The 18146-nt window shown below is 53.6% G+C and carries 13 protein-coding genes and 2 pseudogenes; 3 read left to right on the top strand and 12 right to left on the bottom strand.

The genetic code is table 11. The features are described from left to right. Nucleotides 1-335: 335 nt before the first annotated feature. Nucleotides 336-581, bottom strand: coding sequence for a hypothetical protein (locus tag ACR0DE_RS16450; protein WP_480754329.1), 246 nt, complete (start codon nucleotides 579-581; stop codon nucleotides 336-338). 82 nt (nucleotides 582-663) lie between these two features. On the opposite strand from ACR0DE_RS16450, the pseudogene ACR0DE_RS16445 reads away from it, so the two are divergent. Continuing rightward, a pseudogene (locus ACR0DE_RS16445) lies at nucleotides 664-1371 on the top strand (IS6 family transposase). 88 nt (nucleotides 1372-1459) lie between these two features. On the opposite strand, the gene ACR0DE_RS16440 reads toward ACR0DE_RS16445, so the two are convergent. The 10 genes from ACR0DE_RS16440 to ACR0DE_RS16395 form a co-directional block, all read right to left on the bottom strand. Continuing rightward, entirely contained in the window at nucleotides 1460-2614 is a 1155-nt protein-coding gene (locus ACR0DE_RS16440; RefSeq protein ID WP_480754327.1) for a Gfo/Idh/MocA family protein, read from the bottom strand. Then, complete coding sequence (locus ACR0DE_RS16435) at nucleotides 2614-3669, bottom strand: sugar phosphate isomerase/epimerase family protein (RefSeq protein WP_480754326.1); 1056 nt, start codon at nucleotides 3667-3669, stop codon at nucleotides 2614-2616. The genes ACR0DE_RS16440 and ACR0DE_RS16435 overlap by 1 nt, the downstream gene beginning before the upstream one ends. 27 nt (nucleotides 3670-3696) lie before the next feature. Next, the gene (locus tag ACR0DE_RS16430; protein WP_480437991.1) at nucleotides 3697-4725 is read right to left on the bottom strand and encodes a LacI family DNA-binding transcriptional regulator; all 1029 of its coding nucleotides are present in this window, start codon (nucleotides 4723-4725) and stop codon (nucleotides 3697-3699) included. Nucleotides 4726-4762: 37 nt separating this feature from the next. Continuing rightward, complete coding sequence (locus tag ACR0DE_RS16425) at nucleotides 4763-6385, bottom strand: dihydroxyacetone kinase subunit DhaK (RefSeq protein ID WP_480754323.1); 1623 nt, start codon at nucleotides 6383-6385, stop codon at nucleotides 4763-4765. Between the two features lie 11 nt (nucleotides 6386-6396). Further along, nucleotides 6397-7389, bottom strand: a complete 993-nt coding sequence (locus tag ACR0DE_RS16420) for an ABC transporter ATP-binding protein (protein ID WP_170403462.1) — start codon at nucleotides 7387-7389, stop codon at nucleotides 6397-6399. Beyond that, nucleotides 7382-8479: an ABC transporter ATP-binding protein gene (locus tag ACR0DE_RS16415; RefSeq protein WP_170403464.1), complete on the bottom strand. Its 1098-nt coding sequence runs from the start codon at nucleotides 8477-8479 to the stop codon at nucleotides 7382-7384. The genes ACR0DE_RS16420 and ACR0DE_RS16415 overlap by 8 nt, the downstream gene beginning before the upstream one ends. 2 nt (nucleotides 8480-8481) lie before the next feature. Next, nucleotides 8482-8670, bottom strand: coding sequence for a hypothetical protein (locus tag ACR0DE_RS16410; RefSeq protein ID WP_170399676.1), 189 nt, complete (start codon nucleotides 8668-8670; stop codon nucleotides 8482-8484). Continuing rightward, nucleotides 8667-9605 carry a carbohydrate ABC transporter permease gene (locus ACR0DE_RS16405; protein ID WP_010442361.1) on the bottom strand — a complete coding sequence of 313 codons (939 nt, stop codon included), beginning with the start codon at nucleotides 9603-9605 and terminating at the stop codon, nucleotides 8667-8669. The genes ACR0DE_RS16410 and ACR0DE_RS16405 overlap by 4 nt, the downstream gene beginning before the upstream one ends. Then, nucleotides 9602-10549 (bottom strand): carbohydrate ABC transporter permease, encoded by a 948-nt coding sequence (locus ACR0DE_RS16400; protein ID WP_480754320.1) that lies wholly within the window; start codon nucleotides 10547-10549, stop codon nucleotides 9602-9604. The genes ACR0DE_RS16405 and ACR0DE_RS16400 overlap by 4 nt, the downstream gene beginning before the upstream one ends. Before the next feature lie 79 nt (nucleotides 10550-10628). Continuing rightward, nucleotides 10629-11948: an extracellular solute-binding protein gene (locus tag ACR0DE_RS16395; RefSeq protein ID WP_170424759.1), complete on the bottom strand. Its 1320-nt coding sequence runs from the start codon at nucleotides 11946-11948 to the stop codon at nucleotides 10629-10631. A 399-nt stretch (nucleotides 11949-12347) separates the two neighbouring features. Here ACR0DE_RS16395 and ACR0DE_RS16390 point away from each other — a divergent pair, with 399 nt between their 5' ends. Together ACR0DE_RS16390 and ACR0DE_RS16385 are read left to right on the top strand one after the other, a co-directional pair. After that, nucleotides 12348-13127 (top strand): MOSC domain-containing protein, encoded by a 780-nt coding sequence (locus ACR0DE_RS16390; protein WP_170399685.1) that lies wholly within the window; start codon nucleotides 12348-12350, stop codon nucleotides 13125-13127. 443 nt (nucleotides 13128-13570) lie between these two features. Further along, nucleotides 13571-14193, top strand: a pseudogene (locus ACR0DE_RS16385) (IS6 family transposase); the annotation flags it as partial. Between the two features lie 305 nt (nucleotides 14194-14498). Here the strand turns inward: ACR0DE_RS16385 and ACR0DE_RS16380 are convergent. Further along, complete coding sequence (locus ACR0DE_RS16380) at nucleotides 14499-18113, bottom strand: autotransporter domain-containing protein (protein ID WP_480754318.1); 3615 nt, start codon at nucleotides 18111-18113, stop codon at nucleotides 14499-14501. Nucleotides 18114-18146: the final 33 nt, after the last annotated feature.

Below are 18146 nucleotides of genomic sequence, written 5' to 3'. Positions count from 1 at the left end.
ATTGTTCCGCAATTCCCGCGAGTTGACGCATACGCTTTCAATCAGAGACGGAGCAGATCGTACACTCGGATCACGATTCAGGCCCCAGTCTCAGTGCCGCATTTTGGTGGGATCGCTTTGGGTGGGGTTTTCCTGATACCCGGCAATTTACAGGGAATTTTCGCGAAACGGGTCTGAGTTCAGTAATTTCACCTGTCAGAACTGAATGTTTTACAGGGGTTTATGTTGCAAATTCCCTAAAAGGTGGAGCAGGGAATTTTCTCGTGCGAACGGGGAATTGTTCCGCCGGATCAGGGAGGGCGAAGTCTGTATCAGGGACGCAGGATCTGGAGATGTCAGAAGCCGAACAGGCGTTCCTGTTCGGACCAATCAAGTGGGTGGGTCACGCTGACCAGACGCTTGAGTGTGAGTTCGGGCGGCTGGGTGCCGTTGAGAATCGCGGCCTGAATCTTCGGTGAGAGAAACGCGAGCTGAGCACGGGCAAGGATGAAAGCGCCGGGGACGCTTTCACGCCGCGCAACTTCCATCAGTTGAACTCCGGACTTCAGATCGTGGGTCCAGCCATGGGCGCGGATCAACATGGACCGGAGGCGGGGATCGGGTTGGGGTCTTGTCAGAAGAACGTGTCTTGAGCGGGGCAGGGGTGTTGCATAGCTTTTGCCCATGACCAGACCTGCCTCTTTCAAATACTTCAAAACCAGTCCCGATATCATCCGTCTTGCGGTAACGCTGTACATCCGCTTCCCGCTCTCGCTTCGGAATGTCGAAGACTTGTTGCACGAGCGAGGCATCGACGTGAGCCACGAAACCGACTGCTACTGTTGGAACAGGTTCGGTCCGATGTTTGCCTCTGAGATCCGAAGAAAGCGTGTTCAGCAATTGAGAGCATACTCCAAATGGAAGTGGCACGCGGACGAGGTTTTCGTGAAGGTGAATGGTAAACGGCATTATCTTTGGCGGGCTGTTGATCACGAAGGCGAGGTGCTGGAAGCCGTTGTCACGAAGCGTCGAAACAAAGCCGCAGCACTGAAATTCCTCAGGAAATTGATGAAGCGGCACGGTTGCGCCGAATAGATTGTCACAGATCGCTTCGCTTCCTACAAGGCTGCGCTCAGAGAAATGGGCGCGCTTGAAAAACAACAGACGGGCAGGAGGCTCAACAACCGTATCGAGAATTCGCACCTGCCGTTTCGACGAAGCGAACGCGCGATGCAGCGTTTCAGGCGCATGCGAAGTCTACAGAAATTCGCCTCCGTCCATTCCTCTGTTTACAACCACTTCAACCAGGAAAGAACGCTAGCCAGTCGAGACACCTTCAAGCTGACCCGCGCGGCCGCTCTTAGCGAGTGGCGTCAACTTTGTTCCGGATAGTTTCGCGGTTTCCGCCGCAAACTGAGACTGGTTCGAATTCGTTTGACAGCACCCTCTAAGATGTCCGCTCTTTTCCCACAGCCAGACTTTACTCTAACTTGACCCAAGCCGCATTCCTTGAAGAGCTTTGCACGCATGCGGCTACAAACTTTACACCATTGAGTCCATCATGGACCGTTGGATAGACAACCGAAGTATCAGGTGAAATCCCGCCTCGGAAAGCTTGGATTGCCTCAGCAGCCTCTCCATAGATATTGGCGAAACCTTCAAGATATCCCTCGGGATGGCCCGGAGGGACTCTACTCAACCGATTGGCAGCGTCACCTGCTCCAGCTCCATTTCGGGTGATCAGACGCTTGGGTTTGTTGTATGGCGTGAACCAAAGATAATTGGGATCTTCCTGAGACCACTCCAACCCACCTTTTTCGCCATAGACCCGCAAGCGCAATGCGTTTTCGTTACCGGGCGCCACCTGAGACGACCACAGCATACCACGCGCGCCGCCTTCAAAGCGAAGCAAAACGTGGGCGTTATCATCGACCTTGCGCCCCGGCACAAAGGCCTGCAAATCCGCCGCCAGGCATTCCGCAGTCAGCCCGGTTACAAAGCAAGCGAGGTTGTAGGCATGGGTTCCGATGTCACCGGTTGATCCACCCGCGCCCGAGCGTTCGGGATCGGTTCGCCACTCAGCCTGTTTGAAATCCTGCTGCTCGGTCAGCCAGTCCTGCGGGTACTCAACTTGAACCACACGAATCTTGCCAATTTCGCCGTTGGCAACCATTTCACGCGCCTGCCGAACCATCGGATAGCCCGTGTAATTGTGGGTCAAAATGAACAGTGCCTTCGCGCTTTCGGCCGCCTTCACCAGTCTTTTTGCATCCGCAAGGGTCGAGGTGAGTGGCTTGTCACAAATGACGTGAATACCGCGTTTCAGGAATTCACGCGCGGCTGCATAGTGAACGTGATTTGGCGTGACAATTGAGACTGCCTCGATCCCAGATTTCAATCGGGCTTCCCGGATCGCCATTTTCTTGAAGTCTTCATAAACCCGTTCGAGCCCCAATGCTTGACCACTTTCAAGAGATTTCTCTGGCGTCGAAGACAAAGCACCGGCGACCAGCTCGAACTTGTCGTCCAGTCGCGCCGCTATGCGATGAACACCCCCTATGAAGGCGTCGTTTCCGCCGCCAACCATGCCAAGCCGAATGCGTCCTGATGTTTCTTCACTGCGTCCTGTGACCATCAATCAATCCCCAGCATTTTCCGATTGGCGGCTTCGTCGGCGCCACTATCAGCGAAATCATCAAAGGCTTTCTCGGTCACACGGATGATGTGATCTGACACAAACTGAGCGCCTTCACGCGCGCCATTCTCGGGGTGTTTGAGACAGCATTCCCATTCGACCACAGCCCAACCATCAAAGTCATTCGCCGCCATTTTTGAGAAGACCGCACCGAAATCCACTTGGCCATCACCAAGCGACCGGAACCGCCCAGCCCGATCAACCCAGCTTTGATACCCGGAATAAACACCTTGCCGCCCGGTTGGGTTGAACTCGGCATCTTTGACATGGAACATCCGGATCCGATCTTTGTAGATGTCGATATTGTCCAGATAGTCGAGGCATTGCAGCACGTAGTGCGACGGGTCGTATAGCATGCAGGCCCGTGGGTGATTTCCCGTCCGTTCCAGAAACATCTCGTACGTCACACCATCGTGGAGGTCCTCTCCGGGGTGGATTTCGTAGCATACATCAACGCCGCAGTCTTCGGCGTGATCAAGGATTGGCACCCAACGACGCGCAAGCTCATCAAACGCCGTTTCAATCAAGCCGGCGGGGCGCTGCGGCCAAGGATAGACATAAGGCCATGCCAACGCGCCCGAGAATGTCGCATGTGCAGAAATACCCAAGTTTTTCGAAGCTGATAGCGCTTTCTTGACCTGGTCTACTGCCCATTCTTGCCGGGCTTTCGGGTTCCCTCTGACGCTTTCGGCCGCAAAGCCGTCAAATGCACTGTCATAGGCCGGGTGAACGGCCACAAGCTGGCCCTGAAGGTGCGTTGAAAGTTCAGTAACTTCGACACCATTGTCCCTGGCTTTTCCTTTGAAGTCATCGCAGTAACCGGTGCTGGACGCGGCCTGTTCCAGGTCGAACAGCCGGCCGTCCCAACTGGGCACCTGAACGCCTTTGTATCCACAGTCAGCTGCCCATTTAGTGATCGCGTCCCACGAATTGAACGGCGCTTCGTCCCCCGCAAATTGCGCAAGAAACAAAGCTGGACCTTTGATCGTCTTCATAAAATCTCCTCCCCAAAACCTGAGCCTCTATGGCGGTAAATTTTCCTTCAGATAGATGTCGATGCGGATACGTTCCTGCGCTTTGTTGAACGGAACCTTATCCGAAGTCGCGCGCAGCAGGCGGACGGCTGAACGTACAATGTGCCCAGTGTCTTGCGAGATCAGAGCGTCAAATGTACCGAGCGTGAGCGCCTCACGACTGAGCGGTGTAAGCTCATGAGCTATGATCACCAGATCTTCGCTGAGCTTGTTTTCTGAAAGGAATTGAATCAGGCCTGCGTTACCCGCTGCTGACGAGTATATTCCGACCAGATCTGGATAGGTTTCAAATATTTCGGGCATCATCCTGTAAATCAGATCCGGGTCATCTCGGCCCTCGACTGATGCTACGACTTCGAGGTGCGGAAATTCCTCAGCCACAACAAGGTCAAAGCCTTGACGTCGTTCGAGGTGGTCACGTGCCAAACGGGATCCTGTAAGTACCAAGACCTTGCCGTCACGATGCACAAATCGCCCCATTAGCTGAGCGGCGGTTCGTCCTGCCGAAACGTTATCAATACCGACAAAGTGGTCTCGTTCAGAACTCGGCAAGTCAGACACCAGGGCAACAACCGGAACGCCTTTGTCCCTGAGCCTTTTAACAGCATCCCGGACAGAAGGCGTTTCGGGCCCGAAAACGGCGACTCCGTCTACATCCAAACTGTCTACAGCATCCAGAATGTTGACGATATCTTGGGGCTCAAACGGAGCAACCTTCTTTATTGCAATGCGAGTCCGTTCGATAAATTGGTCGCGTGATTGTTCTGCGATCTGACTGCTGATTGCCTCCACAAACTCGTTGTCCGTGTCCGGCAGAACAAAGAGGAAGTTGTAAACTCGGTTACGCGCAAGGTTGGCCGCGGCCGTGTCGCGCACATACCCCAGCTCATCAATCGCCTTTTGTACTTTCTGTACGGTCACCGCCCGCACGCCGGGGCGTCTGTTCAAGACCCGGTCAACAGTCGCTAGGCTAACACCCGCAACGCGCGCGATGTCATTAACGGTTGGCTTTTTCACCAATTCTAGTTTTTGTTTTTGGTCTTCCACGTGTTCTTCAGCCCTCAATCTCCCGCGCTAAGCCTTCAAACAACAAAGCAACAGCCTCAGCGCCGGGATCGTTATGTCCAACAAGGTTTTCTTCGGGAACATAGGCTGCGCGGCCTGCCTTAGCACGTCGAATATTTGCGGTGTTGTTCGCGCCTTTGCGGGCAGCCTCGGCCGCGTGCGTCAGACCAGATGGCAGCGCGGCAAGTGCCGGTGCTAGGGCGTCAATCATTGTCCTGTCACCGACCTTGGCACCCCCAACCTGGCTGACGCGATTCAGTCCTTCGACGAGAGATTTTGGTACCGATGCTCCGTTCGCACAGGCATCTCCAGCTGCGTTGAAGAAGATTGCGAGTATCACGCCGGAAGAACCACCCATTGTCTGACTTAACTCATTGCCCAACGCCGGAAACAGTTGTGTCAGATCAGCAAGCGGCATGCGGTCAAGGCTACCTTGCAATGCTCTTGCGGCAGTCGCCAATGTGCTTCCTGTATCGCCATCTCCAGATTTCGCGTCCAGTTCGTTGAGGTTCTTCTCTGCGTTGATGAGCAGTTCAGACAACCGGGTGATTGTTTCCCTTGTGGTGGGATTGTTCGAAGGAATTGGATCGATAGGGGTCAGGCCATCAGGCAATGGTGCCACTTTGATCGGGCCGATGGAATCGACCCCGGGCCATGCGGCCAGATCAACGGGTGTTTCAAGGGCTGACAAATCGTCCTGATCCACAGGCAGAATGGAAACCGAAAACCCGTGCATATCCAGCGACGTCATCATGGGTGCCGGGCCAATGATATGGTGGGCAAAACCAGTTTCGGACAACGCATGCGTAAGGACAGCCATTTCTAGCGGAGTTGTAGAACCCAGGTTGTTGAGCAACGCCACGCAATCCCCGGACCCCACCCTTTGCTTCAGCTTCTCCACCACTGTGGACATAGCCGATACAGCATTTGAGAACTCGACTTGCTGTACACCGGGCTCGCCATGAATACCCAAGCCAAGCTCTGCTTTCCCGGGGGCGATCCGGTCTTCTTTTGGAGATCCCGGAACGGTACAGGTGTCCAAGCTCATACCGATGCTGACAACCTTCGCAATGGTGCTTCTTGCAGCATTTGTAACGGTGTCTAGGTCAGCACCGTCTTCAGCAAGCGCTCCGGCGATTTTGTGAACGAACAACGTACCCGCCACGCCACGTGGTTGCGGAAGATCGGGCAGGGCGATGTCATCGTCGACAACGACCATCTCTACCTTGCGGCCCAATGCACGGGCGCGTTCAGCTGCCAGTCCAAAGTTCAACCGATCACCGGTGTAATTTTTGACAATAAGCAGGCACCCAGCCTCACCCGTGACCGCAAGAATGCCCGCCAGAACCGCCTCGACTGACGGGGATGCAAACACTTCCCCGCACACCGCGGCTGTGAGCATACCGGCGCCAACAAAACCTGCATGGGCGGGTTCGTGACCAGACCCCCCGCCAGAAACCAGGGCGACCTTCGACTTGTCCCAATCCGACCTGTAAACAACCTTGATGTGCGGGTAACCGTCCAACCGGGTCAGTTGCCCTCCGGAAGACGCCAGAAGACCGTCTATGGCCTCTGTAACCAAAGTTTCTTTTGTGTTGAGGAACTGGGCCATGCTTTTGCTCCTTAATTCACGCGCGCGCCGGACGCGTCAAAATACAACGGGTTGTGTGGGCGGATTTTTATAAGTTTTCCAGATGGATAATCCTGATGTACATCAATCAAGGTCACAACCGGGTGACCGTTCAGGTCCAGGTGTAGCCGCGTTTGATCCCCCAGATGCTCTGCGCGTATTACCCGCGCTTCGCTGCCTTCTCCTTCGATGATGTTTTCCGGGCGAAGACCTATTTGCGGACCTTTGTGATTGCCTCCGAACAGCTCGGAAGGCAGAATGTTGATCCGCGGCAGTCCCAACCGGCTGGCGACATAAACGCTACCGGGGTTTTCATAGATGTCCCGGGGTGTTCCGTACTGAACCAGCCTGCCGTTTTCCAAAACGCCGATATGCGTCGCCATTGTCATGGCTTCGACTTGATCATGGGTCACGTATAGCAAGGTCGATCCCAGATCCGCCTGAATTCTTTTTAATTCGACCCGCAAATCCGCCCGAAGCTTGGCGTCCAAAGAGCTGAGGGGTTCATCCATCAGAAATATCTGGGGGTCTCGCACCAGCGCTCGTCCAATTGAAACGCGCTGCATTTCACCGCCAGACAGTTCAGTCGCTTTGTTGTTCAACTTGTGCGGAATCTGGAGGATGTCCGCAACTTCGTTAACCTTCCTCTTGATCTCATCCTCTGGCGTCTTCAGGATCGGCGACCTCAGAGGAAAAGACAGGTTCTCCCGCACTGTCATATGCGGGTACAGTGAGTATTGCTGGAAAACCATAGCCACATCGCGCTGGGCTGGCGTTTCTATTCCAACATCCCGTCCAGCAATGCGAACGGTTCCAGAATCCAGTTTCTCAAGTCCGGATATCAATCTCAGCGTCGTTGTCTTTCCCGCGCCCGTTGGACCCAATAGCACCACAAAGGCGCCGTTGGGGATCGTCATTGAGATATCATCCACCGCCTTTAGATTGCCGAATGACTTCGAGATATTCTCTAAAACGACTTCAGCCATTACTTAGTACCTCGTCGTTCAGAGCGGACCTCAACGCGCGTCCGGTGGCCTTTTCAAACAGTGTTACTGCGGGTGAGCGGAACTCTAACCCCACCGTCTCGCCGGGATTTACGACTTCGCGCGCATCAATCCGGGCTTTCAGCTCTCCGTTCGGGCTTTGCAGCGTCACGATCTGGGTGGTTCCCAAATATTCTGTCGCCAGAACCTTGGCTCTGTAGGCGCTCGCATCCGATAGAAAAACATGCTCAGGGCGAACCCCAAAAACTAAGTCACCTTCCGCCCCCTCCATCAGTTTGGGCACGGCTTCGTCATGGCCATTTAGTCGAACCATTTCCGAGTCAGGCGCGACCTTTCCTTGAAACGGCAGGAAGTTCATGGAAGGGGACCCGATAAAATCTGCAACGAACATTGTGGCTGGTTTGTCGTAGATTTCCTGAGGTGTGCCGAATTGCTCAATCACAGCGTTGTTCATCACTACGATCTTGTCGCCCATTTGCATGGCTTCCAACTGGTCGTGTGTCACGTAAACAGTGGTTGCGCCCATACGGTCATGAAGCGCGCGTAACTCTTCGGCCATGTGTTCTCGAAACTCGGCATCTAAGGCACCCAACGGTTCGTCCATCATGAATGCCTTGGGTTCGCGAACGATCGCGCGGCCCAGCGCCACGCGCTGCCGGTCGCCACCTGACAGTCCACCTACCGGGCTATCGAGGATGTCGTTGATCCCCAGAATTCCCGCGACTTCTTCTACTTTGGCTTTTACAGCAGCACGCGGCATGCCCTGCGATATCAGGGGGTAGCTGATATTTTTGCGCACGTTCATGTGGGGATACAGCGCAAACATCTGGAACACGAATGCAATGTCTCGCTCTGATGGGGGTCGCTGGCTGATTTCTTCGCCGTCGAGATAGATCTCACCCGATGTTGGAAGCTCCAAGCCTGCGATCATCCTCAGCGTCGTTGTTTTGCCGCAGCCCGATGGACCAAGCAGCATGAAGAATTCACCATCTTCAATCGTGAACGAGCTTTCCCGCACAGCGGTGAAATCGCCGAACATCTTCTTTACGTTTTTGACAACGATCTGGGCCATTTCTACTCCGGAAAATGGCTGACGATGATGAACATGACAGTTCCGATCAGCGTAACGATGAAGGAATAAGTGAACGCCCAAAGGACGAACGGTTGCATCAGCATAAATACGCCGACCGCGATGAGGATGGTCGCGACCATCTCCCAAGGGCCTCGGCGAAAACGCATTAATCCTGATAGAAACTCGCTCATTTGCGCACCGCTCCGAATGTGATCCCGCGCAGCAGGTGTTTGCGCATCAGGATGGTGAAAATCATGACCGGAATCAGGAATATCGTGGCACCAGCCGCAACTGCAGGCCAATCCAGCCCACCGATCCCGATGATGGTGGGAATAAAGGGCGGCGCGGTCTGCGCATTCGCGGATGTCAGCAACACGGCAAACGCATACTCGTTCCATGCAAAAATAAGGCAGAAGATCGCTGTCGAAGCGATACCCGTCGCAGCCTGCGGCAGTACAACTTTGTAAAACGCCTGAAACCGGGTGTAGCCGTCTATTAGTGCCGCTTCCTCGTACTCTCGCGGGATTTCGTCGATGAACCCTTTCAGCAGCCAAACAGCCAACGAGATGTTCACACCCGTATACAGAAGGATCATCCCCAAATGCGTGTCGCTTAGACCGAGGTTTCTGAACATCAGGAAGATTGGGATCGCAACGGCAACCGGGGGCATCATTCTCGTACTGAGGATGAAGAACAGAAGGTCGTCCTTGAGCGGCACCTTGAAACGGCTGAATGCATAAGCAGCCAAGGTGCCAAGGAAGATGCTTAGGAACGTCGATCCAAACCCGATGATCACCGAATTCATAAAACGCTCGCCAAACTTGGATGGCCCGACAATCACCATGTCGTATTGGCGGACGATCTCATCGGCCCAGTTCTGTGGCGGGTTTGCTTCCAGGAACTCCTGCGTCTGCCGTGTGCGAGTGGTGAAGAGATTGACATAGCCTTCAAGCGTTGGGTCAAAGACAACCTTGGGCGGATAGCTGATCGCGTCGGCTGGAGACTTGAAGCCAGTTAGCAAAATCCAAACCAGCGGGATCATCGTGATCAGCGCATAGGTGATAACCAGAAACCCGGCGATCCACTTTGAACGGTTCGAAGGTTCGGTGACGGAAAAACTGCTCATCTCTGTTTCACCTTGTTCAGGGCTTTGACGTAGATCGACGCAAGGCCGAACACGGTGACGAAAAGGATGATCGCATAGGCCGAGGCATAACCCGTGCGCCATTTCTCAAAGGCTTCGCGCTTCAAATTGATGGAGGTCAGCTCCGTAACAGACCCTGGCCCGCCGCCCGTCAGTTGCACCACCAGATCGAACATCTTGAAGTTCTCGATCCCTCTAAACAGCACCGCCAACATGAGGAATGGCAGGACCATCGGGATGGTAATCGTAAAGAACTGGCGCAGCTTGCTGGCCCTGTCGATCTCAGCTGCCTCGTAGATGTAATCGGGAATACTGCGCAGCCCGGCCAGACAGATGAGCATCACGAAGGGGGTCCACATCCAGGTGTCGACAATCACGATGGACCAGGGCGCCAGCGTTACGGACCCGAGCATCTCAAAGCTCGACGGGTCTTTGCCGGTAAACCACGATACGATGTAGTTAAACAGGCCGATCTGAGGCTGATAGAGAAACTTCCAGAAGTTTCCGACAACGGCCGGGGACAGCATCATCGGCAGCACGATGATCGTGGTCCAAAGATCATTGCCCTTGAATTTCTTGTTGATCAACCACGCCAGAGTAAATCCGATCAGGACTTGAAAAAAAATCGTCCAGAACAGGAAATGTGCGGTGGCCTGCATGTTCAGCCATGTGTCCGAGTCTGTCAGGATGCGCTCGTAATTCCTGAACCCGACATCTTTGACCTCGCGCCCGATCCGGTTGGCCTTGTAGTTGGTAAAGCTCAGTTGGATGGTCCAGATCAAAGGGAAGATATTGATCGCCAGCAGTAGAAATATCGTTGGGGAGATGAATATCCAGGCGATCGCGCGGTCGGATAACCCCCGAATTTTTCGCGCAACTCGCTCGGGCGTTGCCTGCGCAACGCGATCTAGGGTCCTGTCAGACATCTCTTTGCCAGTTCTTGTTGGTTTAGGACTCACGGGTGAAGGTAGAGCGGGTTTGCACCCGCTCCTGCCTGTGTCCGGACTAAAGCTTGCCTTCGTCTTCGAAGACTTCCGTCCAATCTTCGATCAGAAGATCAAGCGCTTCTTGAGCTGTGCCTTGGTCGGCAACCACGTAGTCGTGGATGCGCTTCTGCATTGCCAGCAGCAGTTCCGCGTAGGCAGGCTCTTGCCAGAAATCCTGCACCCCGGCCATTGCTTCCAAGAAGTCACCGGCGAACGGTTGGCTGTCTACGAAACCAGGATCTTCCAGCACCGAATTATGTGCTGAGTAGCCGCCTAGTTCCCACCATTTGGCCTGAACTTCTGGCTGCGCGAACCACTTAATGTACTCAAGCGCGGCGTCCTGTTTGTCAGAGTAGCTGACAACAGAGATACCTTGTCCGCCCAGTGTCGAGCCTGCCTGATTTTGTGGTGGGTTCACGAAGAAGTCGATCTTGTCACCACCGGTATTGGGATCGGCATAGAGACCTGGGAAGAACGCGAACCAGTTCATAGCCATGGCGACCTGACCGGACTTAAAGGCGTCCAAGCTCTCTCCCATGTAGGAGTTTGTGTATCCTGGGGGTGTCGCTGTTTTGTAGAATTCTTTGTAAAACTCTAGCGCTTCGACTGCTTCGGGCGAGTTTACGGCACCCTCCATATCGTAGGATCCTGGTGTGTTTTCATATTTGAAGCCCCACGGATAGAGCGCTCCGGTCACACCCATGGTGATCCCTTCGGACCCACGCTCTGTAAAGATCGCCGCACCATAGACCGTCTTTCCATCGATCTCACGACCCTGGAAAAACTGCGCGATTTGCAGCAATTCTTTCTGAGACTGAGGTTCACGCAAATCTTGCCCTGTTGCTTCCTTGTACGCAGCTTGGATGTCCGGATTCTCGAACCAGTCCTTGCGATAGAACCAGCCGTTTGCATCCCCCATTGCGGGCAATGCGTAGTAGTTCGGAGTACCTTTAGGCCATGTCGAATAGGCGTAAACCGTTGCCGGCGCGAAATCGTCCATGCTGATGCTCTCGGCATCGAAGAAATCATTCAGTTTTACATAATGGCCGTTTTCAGCGCCCCCGCCGATCCACTGACTATCTCCGATCAACAGGTCACAGAGCTTACCCCCAGAGTTCAGCTCATTCAGCATCCGGTCCGCAAAATTTGGCCACGGCACAAACTCGAAGTTCATAGTATGGCCGGACTCAGCTTCGAATTCTTTTGAAAGCTCAACTAGAGCGTTGGCCGGGTCCCATGCTGCCCAACACAGTGTCAGATCTTCGGCATATGCCCTTGTAGAAAGAGTAGTAGCGGCAAGGACTATTGCGCTGGCCGAGGCCAGTTTTGAGTAAGTCATCCATTCCTCCCTTTTTTGCGCCGTCATTCGAGGATGTGCGAATCGCGGCATGTCTATAAGGCTATTTGAGGTACGCACCTCAAGTCCAGAAATATTTGAGGTTCGTACCTCAAAAAGGCGGAGAGGAACGTTCAATTTGCTTCTTAGTCGTTGATTATATGAGAATTTGTTTATTTTTCTTGATACGCATCTATTCTCGTCAGCGAGGTATTAAATGGCTCTATCGACTAAAATTGGCACAGCCTACAATCGCGGCCATCATGCGGCCAACGCGTTTAGCGAACCCTCTGCTGAAGCACTCACAGATTATTTGGTCGATACCTTTGAGAATTGGAGGTAGCGTCGAATAGCGCGGACCACTCGGGAACGTGTATAACTCGTTTGGTCAGGTGCAGACGTATGAACACACTCTCTATCGTCAGATTGAACCGCTATCCAATTAAAGGATTGAGTGCCGAGCCTATGCAAACCGTGACGCTGCGAGCAGGGGAGGGGATTCCAGGTGATCGCCTTTTCGGGTTCGCGCGCTACAACTCCGGATTTAACGCACAGAACCCTCAGCCTCTGCCGAAAGATCGCTTTGTTGTTCTATTAAATGAGGCTGCTCTGGCAGGTGTTAAGACGAATTTTGATATTGAGACCCAAGATCTTGTGATCAAAGCGAGCGGCAAAACACACAGCTTTAACATGCAAGCTGCAGAAGATCGGAAAAATGCGTCAAATTTCCTTTCTTCAGAGATCGGCTTAAAAGATCCCGAACCGCCAATATTCGTTTCGTCGGCTCCTCATCGGTTTACAGATGTGTCTGTCGTATCACCCAAAATGATGAACGCGATATCCGTTTTAAATTTGGCGTCTGTGGAAAAGTTGGGTGAAAAACTGAACGCAGAAATCCACCCAGCGCGCTTCCGGGCGAATATCGAGATGGACGGTTTACCTCCGTTTTCTGAGTTGGATGAAGCTGGATCAGTTTTCAGATTTGGCGATGTTGAGTTAAAGATACTTTCACGTACGAAAAGGTGTGCAGCCACTGAAGTGAACCCGGAAACGGCCGAGCGGGACATGAAGATACCCTATCAAATTCGGGTGTTGATGGGTCATACGGACATGGGTGTCTATGTTGAGGTTGCTAAAGGCGGAACGTTGAGAGTCGGCCAAACTGGGGAAATCTTAAATTGAATGTTACTCACACCGCCAAAGTAGCAACCCCGGGCGGTTTGTCCCGCGTTCTCTCAAATGATTTGTGTCTACTCTCAGCAAAGCGGCGATTTCTGCCATTTGAGGCGTTACATCATTTCGCTTCGCAATGAGAAATTCTGCTACGACTTTTTGAACTTAGGAGGGCCTGTCGTGTACCGCGCTGAGTAGGACCTCCTCTGTCCCAAAACTGCATTGTAAAAAATCCGGCGTTCACCGGGCTGCAATCTTTGCACACTATATTGATATTGGGCTGCGACCTCGGGTCCTGCTTCCTTCAGAACGTAACCTATGGCAGCTTCCACGTTGAAAGCATGAAGATCGGGATTGCTGACGTCCATGGGAGAACATGGGTTCCGGTGTTGAAGTCGTTGAACAACCTCAATCTACCGATCAGTCCCGCGGTGCCTCTTTGTCCACCCGGCGTTGCGCTTCGGAATGTCGAAGATTTGTTGCACGCGCGAGGCATCGACGTGAGCCACGAAACTGTCCGGTACTGGTGGAACAGGTTTGGCCCAATGTTTGCTGCTGAGATCCGAAGAAAGCGTGTTCAGCTATTCAGAGCATACTCCAAATGGAAGGGCACGTGGACGAGGTTTTCGTGAAGGTGAATGGCAAGAGACACTATCTCTAGCGGGCCGTCGATCATGAGGGCGAAGTGCTCGAAGCAATCGTTACCAAACGTCGAAACAAAGCAGCAGCACTAAAATTCCCCAAGAAATTGATGTAGCGATACGGTAAAGCGGAAACCGTCGTCACGGATCGCTTCGCATCGTACCGGGCCGCTCTTGGAGAGCTTGGCGCTACCGAAAAACAACAGACGGGCAGGTGGCTTAACAACCGAGTCGAGAATTCACACCTTCCTTTCCGACGGCGTGAACGCGCCATGCAACGTTTCGTGCGCATGCGAAGTCTGCAGAAATTCGCCGCCGTCCATTCCTCCGTATACAACCACTTCAAACAGGAAAGATCGCTAGCCAGCCGAGACACCGTCAAGCTGACCCGCGCCGCTGCTCTTAGCGAGTGGCGTCAACTTTGTTCCGGGTAGGTTCGCGGTTTCCGTGGCAAACTGAGACTGGTTCGAATTCGTCTGACAGCACTTTGGTCCCGAAGGGCGGGAAGCTGACATTCTCTGCAGTTGCAAACCTATCCGGTAGCGGAGGCGAAATCCGACCTTCGCGGTCGACGCCTACGGCTAGATTCGAAAATACAAAAAAGCCCCTGTGATTTCGTAGGCGTAGATGGCTTGGACGTGCGTGACGAAACTAAACAGACGCTCCCATGTTAAGGCAGTCAGTTTGAAGAGGCTGTTAAGAACCAACATTTGACCAAACAATACGGCAATTCGTTGGTTTAGAACCTTATGGAAGCCGTGAGTTCTCCGACAACACTGGATCCACCACCAAAGGTTGATTGAAACTCGCCGCTGAAGCCTATCGATCGGTTTCCATCTGCAGAGGTATGTTCAAGCGTAAAGCCAAGAAACCCTGCAGCTGCATCTTCTGTTGAAGCTACGAAAGAAAAGGGTGTCGCTGCTACGATTGCGTCCACATCGTCGGATCCTGCATCAAAAGTTGCATCTACTCCAACGGCCCAGTTCAGGTAGGTACTCGATCCATTTGCGGCCTCGTAGAGGCGGGGCAAGTTCAATTGAGCCCGCGTGTTGAACAGCGAAACGTTCCGATCTTCGACAGTCAGCGGATACGCGGTTCCTGTTTCGGAATATTCATCAAGTTTCAGAAAGACATAGCTTGCGCGTGCACTGAAGAAGGCAGGAATTGGCAAGGCGTTGATGGGTGCCGAGATCGAGAGCGACGGCGAAACGAACGTGCCGTCAAAATCGCCTTTCGCTTCGCCGCCATCAACGTTTCGGGTCGCTTCATTGTCGGTTACGCCAGCAAGAAGCGCTGCGTTGAGGCTGTATCGTCCGTAGTCCCTTTCGAGGTAGACGCCCCCAAAATATGACGTGATATCGGTATCTCCTGCGTCTTGATCCAGCGAGACATGGCTGTCGTCATATCCGACAAGAACACCAAAATCGCTGTTATCGATGAATTCATTCGTCTCGGCACCAACTACGAAACCGTACATACGATGGCTGAATCCAAGATTTGAACCGTCTTCTTCAACATCGCGATCTCCTCCGAAGGCTGAACCCCAGACATATGGGCCGTTATCCTGTTCAACATACCCGAAAGGACCCAGGTTTCTGCTAACCTGGCCACCGGACGAGCCGGACGCATAGGGGCTGGCGGTGTCAATCGTATTGAACACCGCGTCGGTGAGATCGCTGATAAAGGTACCTTGGGCCGCGAATCCCGTCGTATCCACCGAAACCGCAGTGAGGCCATTGTTGGCCACAACGCCGGCCCCTTCAAAATTGACGACTTCGGGGGCGGACGCGAGGTCATTATCGTCACCCGATGCATCAGCAAAATTTACAACCGAATTCATCCCGCGCGCAAAGTTCAACGTGTCAATGTCATTCGGGTTCGTGCCCCCCATGCCATCGTTGCCATTGCCGAAATCGACCGATCCGTTCAGAATCGAGCCGGGCTCGAGATTCAACGTGTCGTTCCCGTCGCCGCCATATACGATGGAAAAGCCTTCTCGACCGGTGATGCGGGCGGAGTTTGTGATTATTGCAGCGGCGTTGTTGTCGCGATCTTCGATCTCGATACCGTATTCGAACGCATCAATATTTCCGGTGTTCACAATGGTGATTGAACCGGCTCCGTCCACGTCCACTTCGATCCCGTTATTGTCCAGCGAACGCAACGCCCCGCTATTGGTCACACGGGCATCGCCGTCACCGTTTAGTTCGATATCGATCGCGTCGGAATCGGCGGTGAGCTGGGCAGAGTTCACAATGCTGACATCGCCGCTTCCCTCGACATCCACTTCGATCGCATCGTCTTCGCGAGAGGTTATCCGCCCCGAGTTTCTAATGAAGACATCGCCATCTCCGAAGATTTCGGCGTCAATTCCCTCGTCGTTTCTGGCGATTATGGATGCAGCGTTTGTAATGCTTATGTTGCCGTTCTCGGTTACATGGGCGAAGATTCCGTCAACTTCGGCATCGATGGTACCGGATGCCGAAATAGTAACGTCGCCGTTTCCGTCTATTTCAGCGTTAATGCCATCAATATTGTCCGCCGCAATTTCACCCGACGCTTCAACCGAGATGTTTCCGTCGCCAGCAACAAAGCTGCGGATCCCGTGTTCGCTTGCTTCGATATCACCGTTCATCGTGATCGAGATGTCGCCGTCACCATCAACTTCGGCTTCGACGCCGTCATCCGAACCGGCGCGGATATCACCTGTGACCTGAATGTTGATATCACCGGAATCCTCGGCATCAGCGTCAATGCCGATCGCATCGCCAGTGATATTGCCCACCACAGTGACGTCAATCACGCCTCCGGGGCTGCCGGTTTCCACATCAATTGCATCGCTATCGAGGGATTGGACGTCGCCCGTCACATTGACGGTCACATTCCCGTCCTCCGCGTCAGCAAAGATCGCATGTTCTTCTTCAGCAGAAATGTTGCCGTTGGAATTGACCGTTACGTTGCCTGTTCCATTTGCTACGCCGTAAATCCCGTATTCTCTGCCAGTAATATCCCCGATGCTGTCGACGACGACATCACCTGCGCCATTCACCGTGGCGTTGATACCGTCGCCCGCTGCTGCGCCGCTGACATCGCCCCGGTTCGAAATTGTAATGTCGCCATCATTGGTCAGAAGCGCGCGGATGCCGTCCCTTGCGGACGAAATATTGCCCGACGAAGTGACGCTGATATCTCCGTTTCCGCCCCGTTGGCGGACAAAGATACCATCGGCGTTGTTTCCTTCTGTCGTGATATTTCCGGTCGAGCGGATCGTGATGTTGCCATCACCGTCGTCTTGCCGTGCAAAGATCCCGCGGGCGTTATTTCCAGAAGTCGAGAGGTTGCCCTCGGATTCAACTGTGATATCCCCATCGCCGCCATTTTGACGCGCCAAGACGGCGTTCGCGTTGTTTCCTTCTGTTGTGATGTTTCCGGTTGATTGGATCGCGACATCGCCATCGTCATCGCTTTGCTGTCCAAGTATACCGCCAGAGTTGTTTCCAGCCGTCGAGATATTGCCATTCGACACCACCGAGACATCCCCTTCGCCGCCACTCTGAAGAGCGGTGATGCCTGTTGATCGATTTCGAATTGTGCTGATATCGCCCGCTGAGTTGACCGATACCGTGCCGTCTCCACCGTCCTGATTGGCGTAGATTCCGTCTGAACGGCTGCCCGATGTGCTTATACGACCCGCTGAAACCACTGACACATCGCCATCACCACCTTGTTGAGTAGCGCCGATACCGGCGCTTCTGCTGGGTCCGGATGTCGTGATATTGCCGGTCGAGTTAACCGAAATGGCACCGTCACCCTCAAGATCGGATCGAATGCCAAAGGATCGACGTCCGTCGGTTGCAATTTCGCCCGTCGATGTGATCGAAACATCCCCGTCGCCGTCCGCATCCACAACAATCCCATCCGCGCCGTTCCCCGTCGTGACAATGCCGTCGGTTCCATTCGTCTGGATGTTAAGGGTTACGTTACCTGTTGGTGTGCTGAAAGCCACTCCGTCTGTTCCACCGCCTGGTGCAATTCCCGGAGCAGTCACGTTATTGATATTGAGCGTTTCGATTGCCGGCCCGTTTGCCTGAACACCCGTTGAAACATCTCCCGTACAGGTGGCGAGGTCACCCGCAACACTGCACGGACCGTTTGATGGGGGAACAACCGTTTGCGCGATCGAAGGAGTTGCCACTCCAATCGATGCACCCAAACCTATCGCACCGGCAGCAACTGGAGCAGCGAAAGCGCGATATGCAGCGGATTTTCCTTGATGGTATTTGCTCGTCTGCGCTTTGGAAAGTGCCGCTGTACGACGGCGCGCTTTGCGGTTCAAACCGCTTACTCGTAACATCTTGTTCACCCCTTAAGAGTGGTCTGGAAACCA

The organism is Ruegeria sp. C10 (assembly GCF_056537805.1).
Note: the sequence above shows the minus strand (reverse complement) of the source record. Positions and strands in the feature narration are given on the sequence as shown.

Bases quoted from the DNA above. Each gene is read 5' to 3' on its own strand.
- ACR0DE_RS16450 (WP_480754329.1), bottom strand. From the start codon at position 581: ATGTTGATCCGCGCCCATGGCTGGACCCACGATCTGAAGTCCGGAGTT.
- ACR0DE_RS16440 (WP_480754327.1), bottom strand. From the start codon at position 2,614: ATGGTCACAGGACGCAGTGAAGAAACATCAGGACGCATTCGGCTTGGC.
- ACR0DE_RS16435 (WP_480754326.1), bottom strand. From the start codon at position 3,669: ATGAAGACGATCAAAGGTCCAGCTTTGTTTCTTGCGCAATTTGCGGGG.
- ACR0DE_RS16425 (WP_480754323.1), bottom strand. From the start codon at position 6,385: ATGGCCCAGTTCCTCAACACAAAAGAAACTTTGGTTACAGAGGCCATA.
- ACR0DE_RS16420 (WP_170403462.1), bottom strand. From the start codon at position 7,389: ATGGCTGAAGTCGTTTTAGAGAATATCTCGAAGTCATTCGGCAATCTA.
- ACR0DE_RS16415 (WP_170403464.1), bottom strand. From the start codon at position 8,479: ATGGCCCAGATCGTTGTCAAAAACGTAAAGAAGATGTTCGGCGATTTC.
- ACR0DE_RS16410 (WP_170399676.1), bottom strand. From the start codon at position 8,670: ATGAGCGAGTTTCTATCAGGATTAATGCGTTTTCGCCGAGGCCCTTGG.
- ACR0DE_RS16405 (WP_010442361.1), bottom strand. From the start codon at position 9,605: ATGAGCAGTTTTTCCGTCACCGAACCTTCGAACCGTTCAAAGTGGATC.
- ACR0DE_RS16400 (WP_480754320.1), bottom strand. From the start codon at position 10,549: ATGTCTGACAGGACCCTAGATCGCGTTGCGCAGGCAACGCCCGAGCGA.
- ACR0DE_RS16395 (WP_170424759.1), bottom strand. From the start codon at position 11,948: ATGACTTACTCAAAACTGGCCTCGGCCAGCGCAATAGTCCTTGCCGCT.
- ACR0DE_RS16390 (WP_170399685.1), top strand. From the start codon at position 12,348: ATGAACACACTCTCTATCGTCAGATTGAACCGCTATCCAATTAAAGGA.
- ACR0DE_RS16380 (WP_480754318.1), bottom strand. From the start codon at position 18,113: ATGTTACGAGTAAGCGGTTTGAACCGCAAAGCGCGCCGTCGTACAGCG.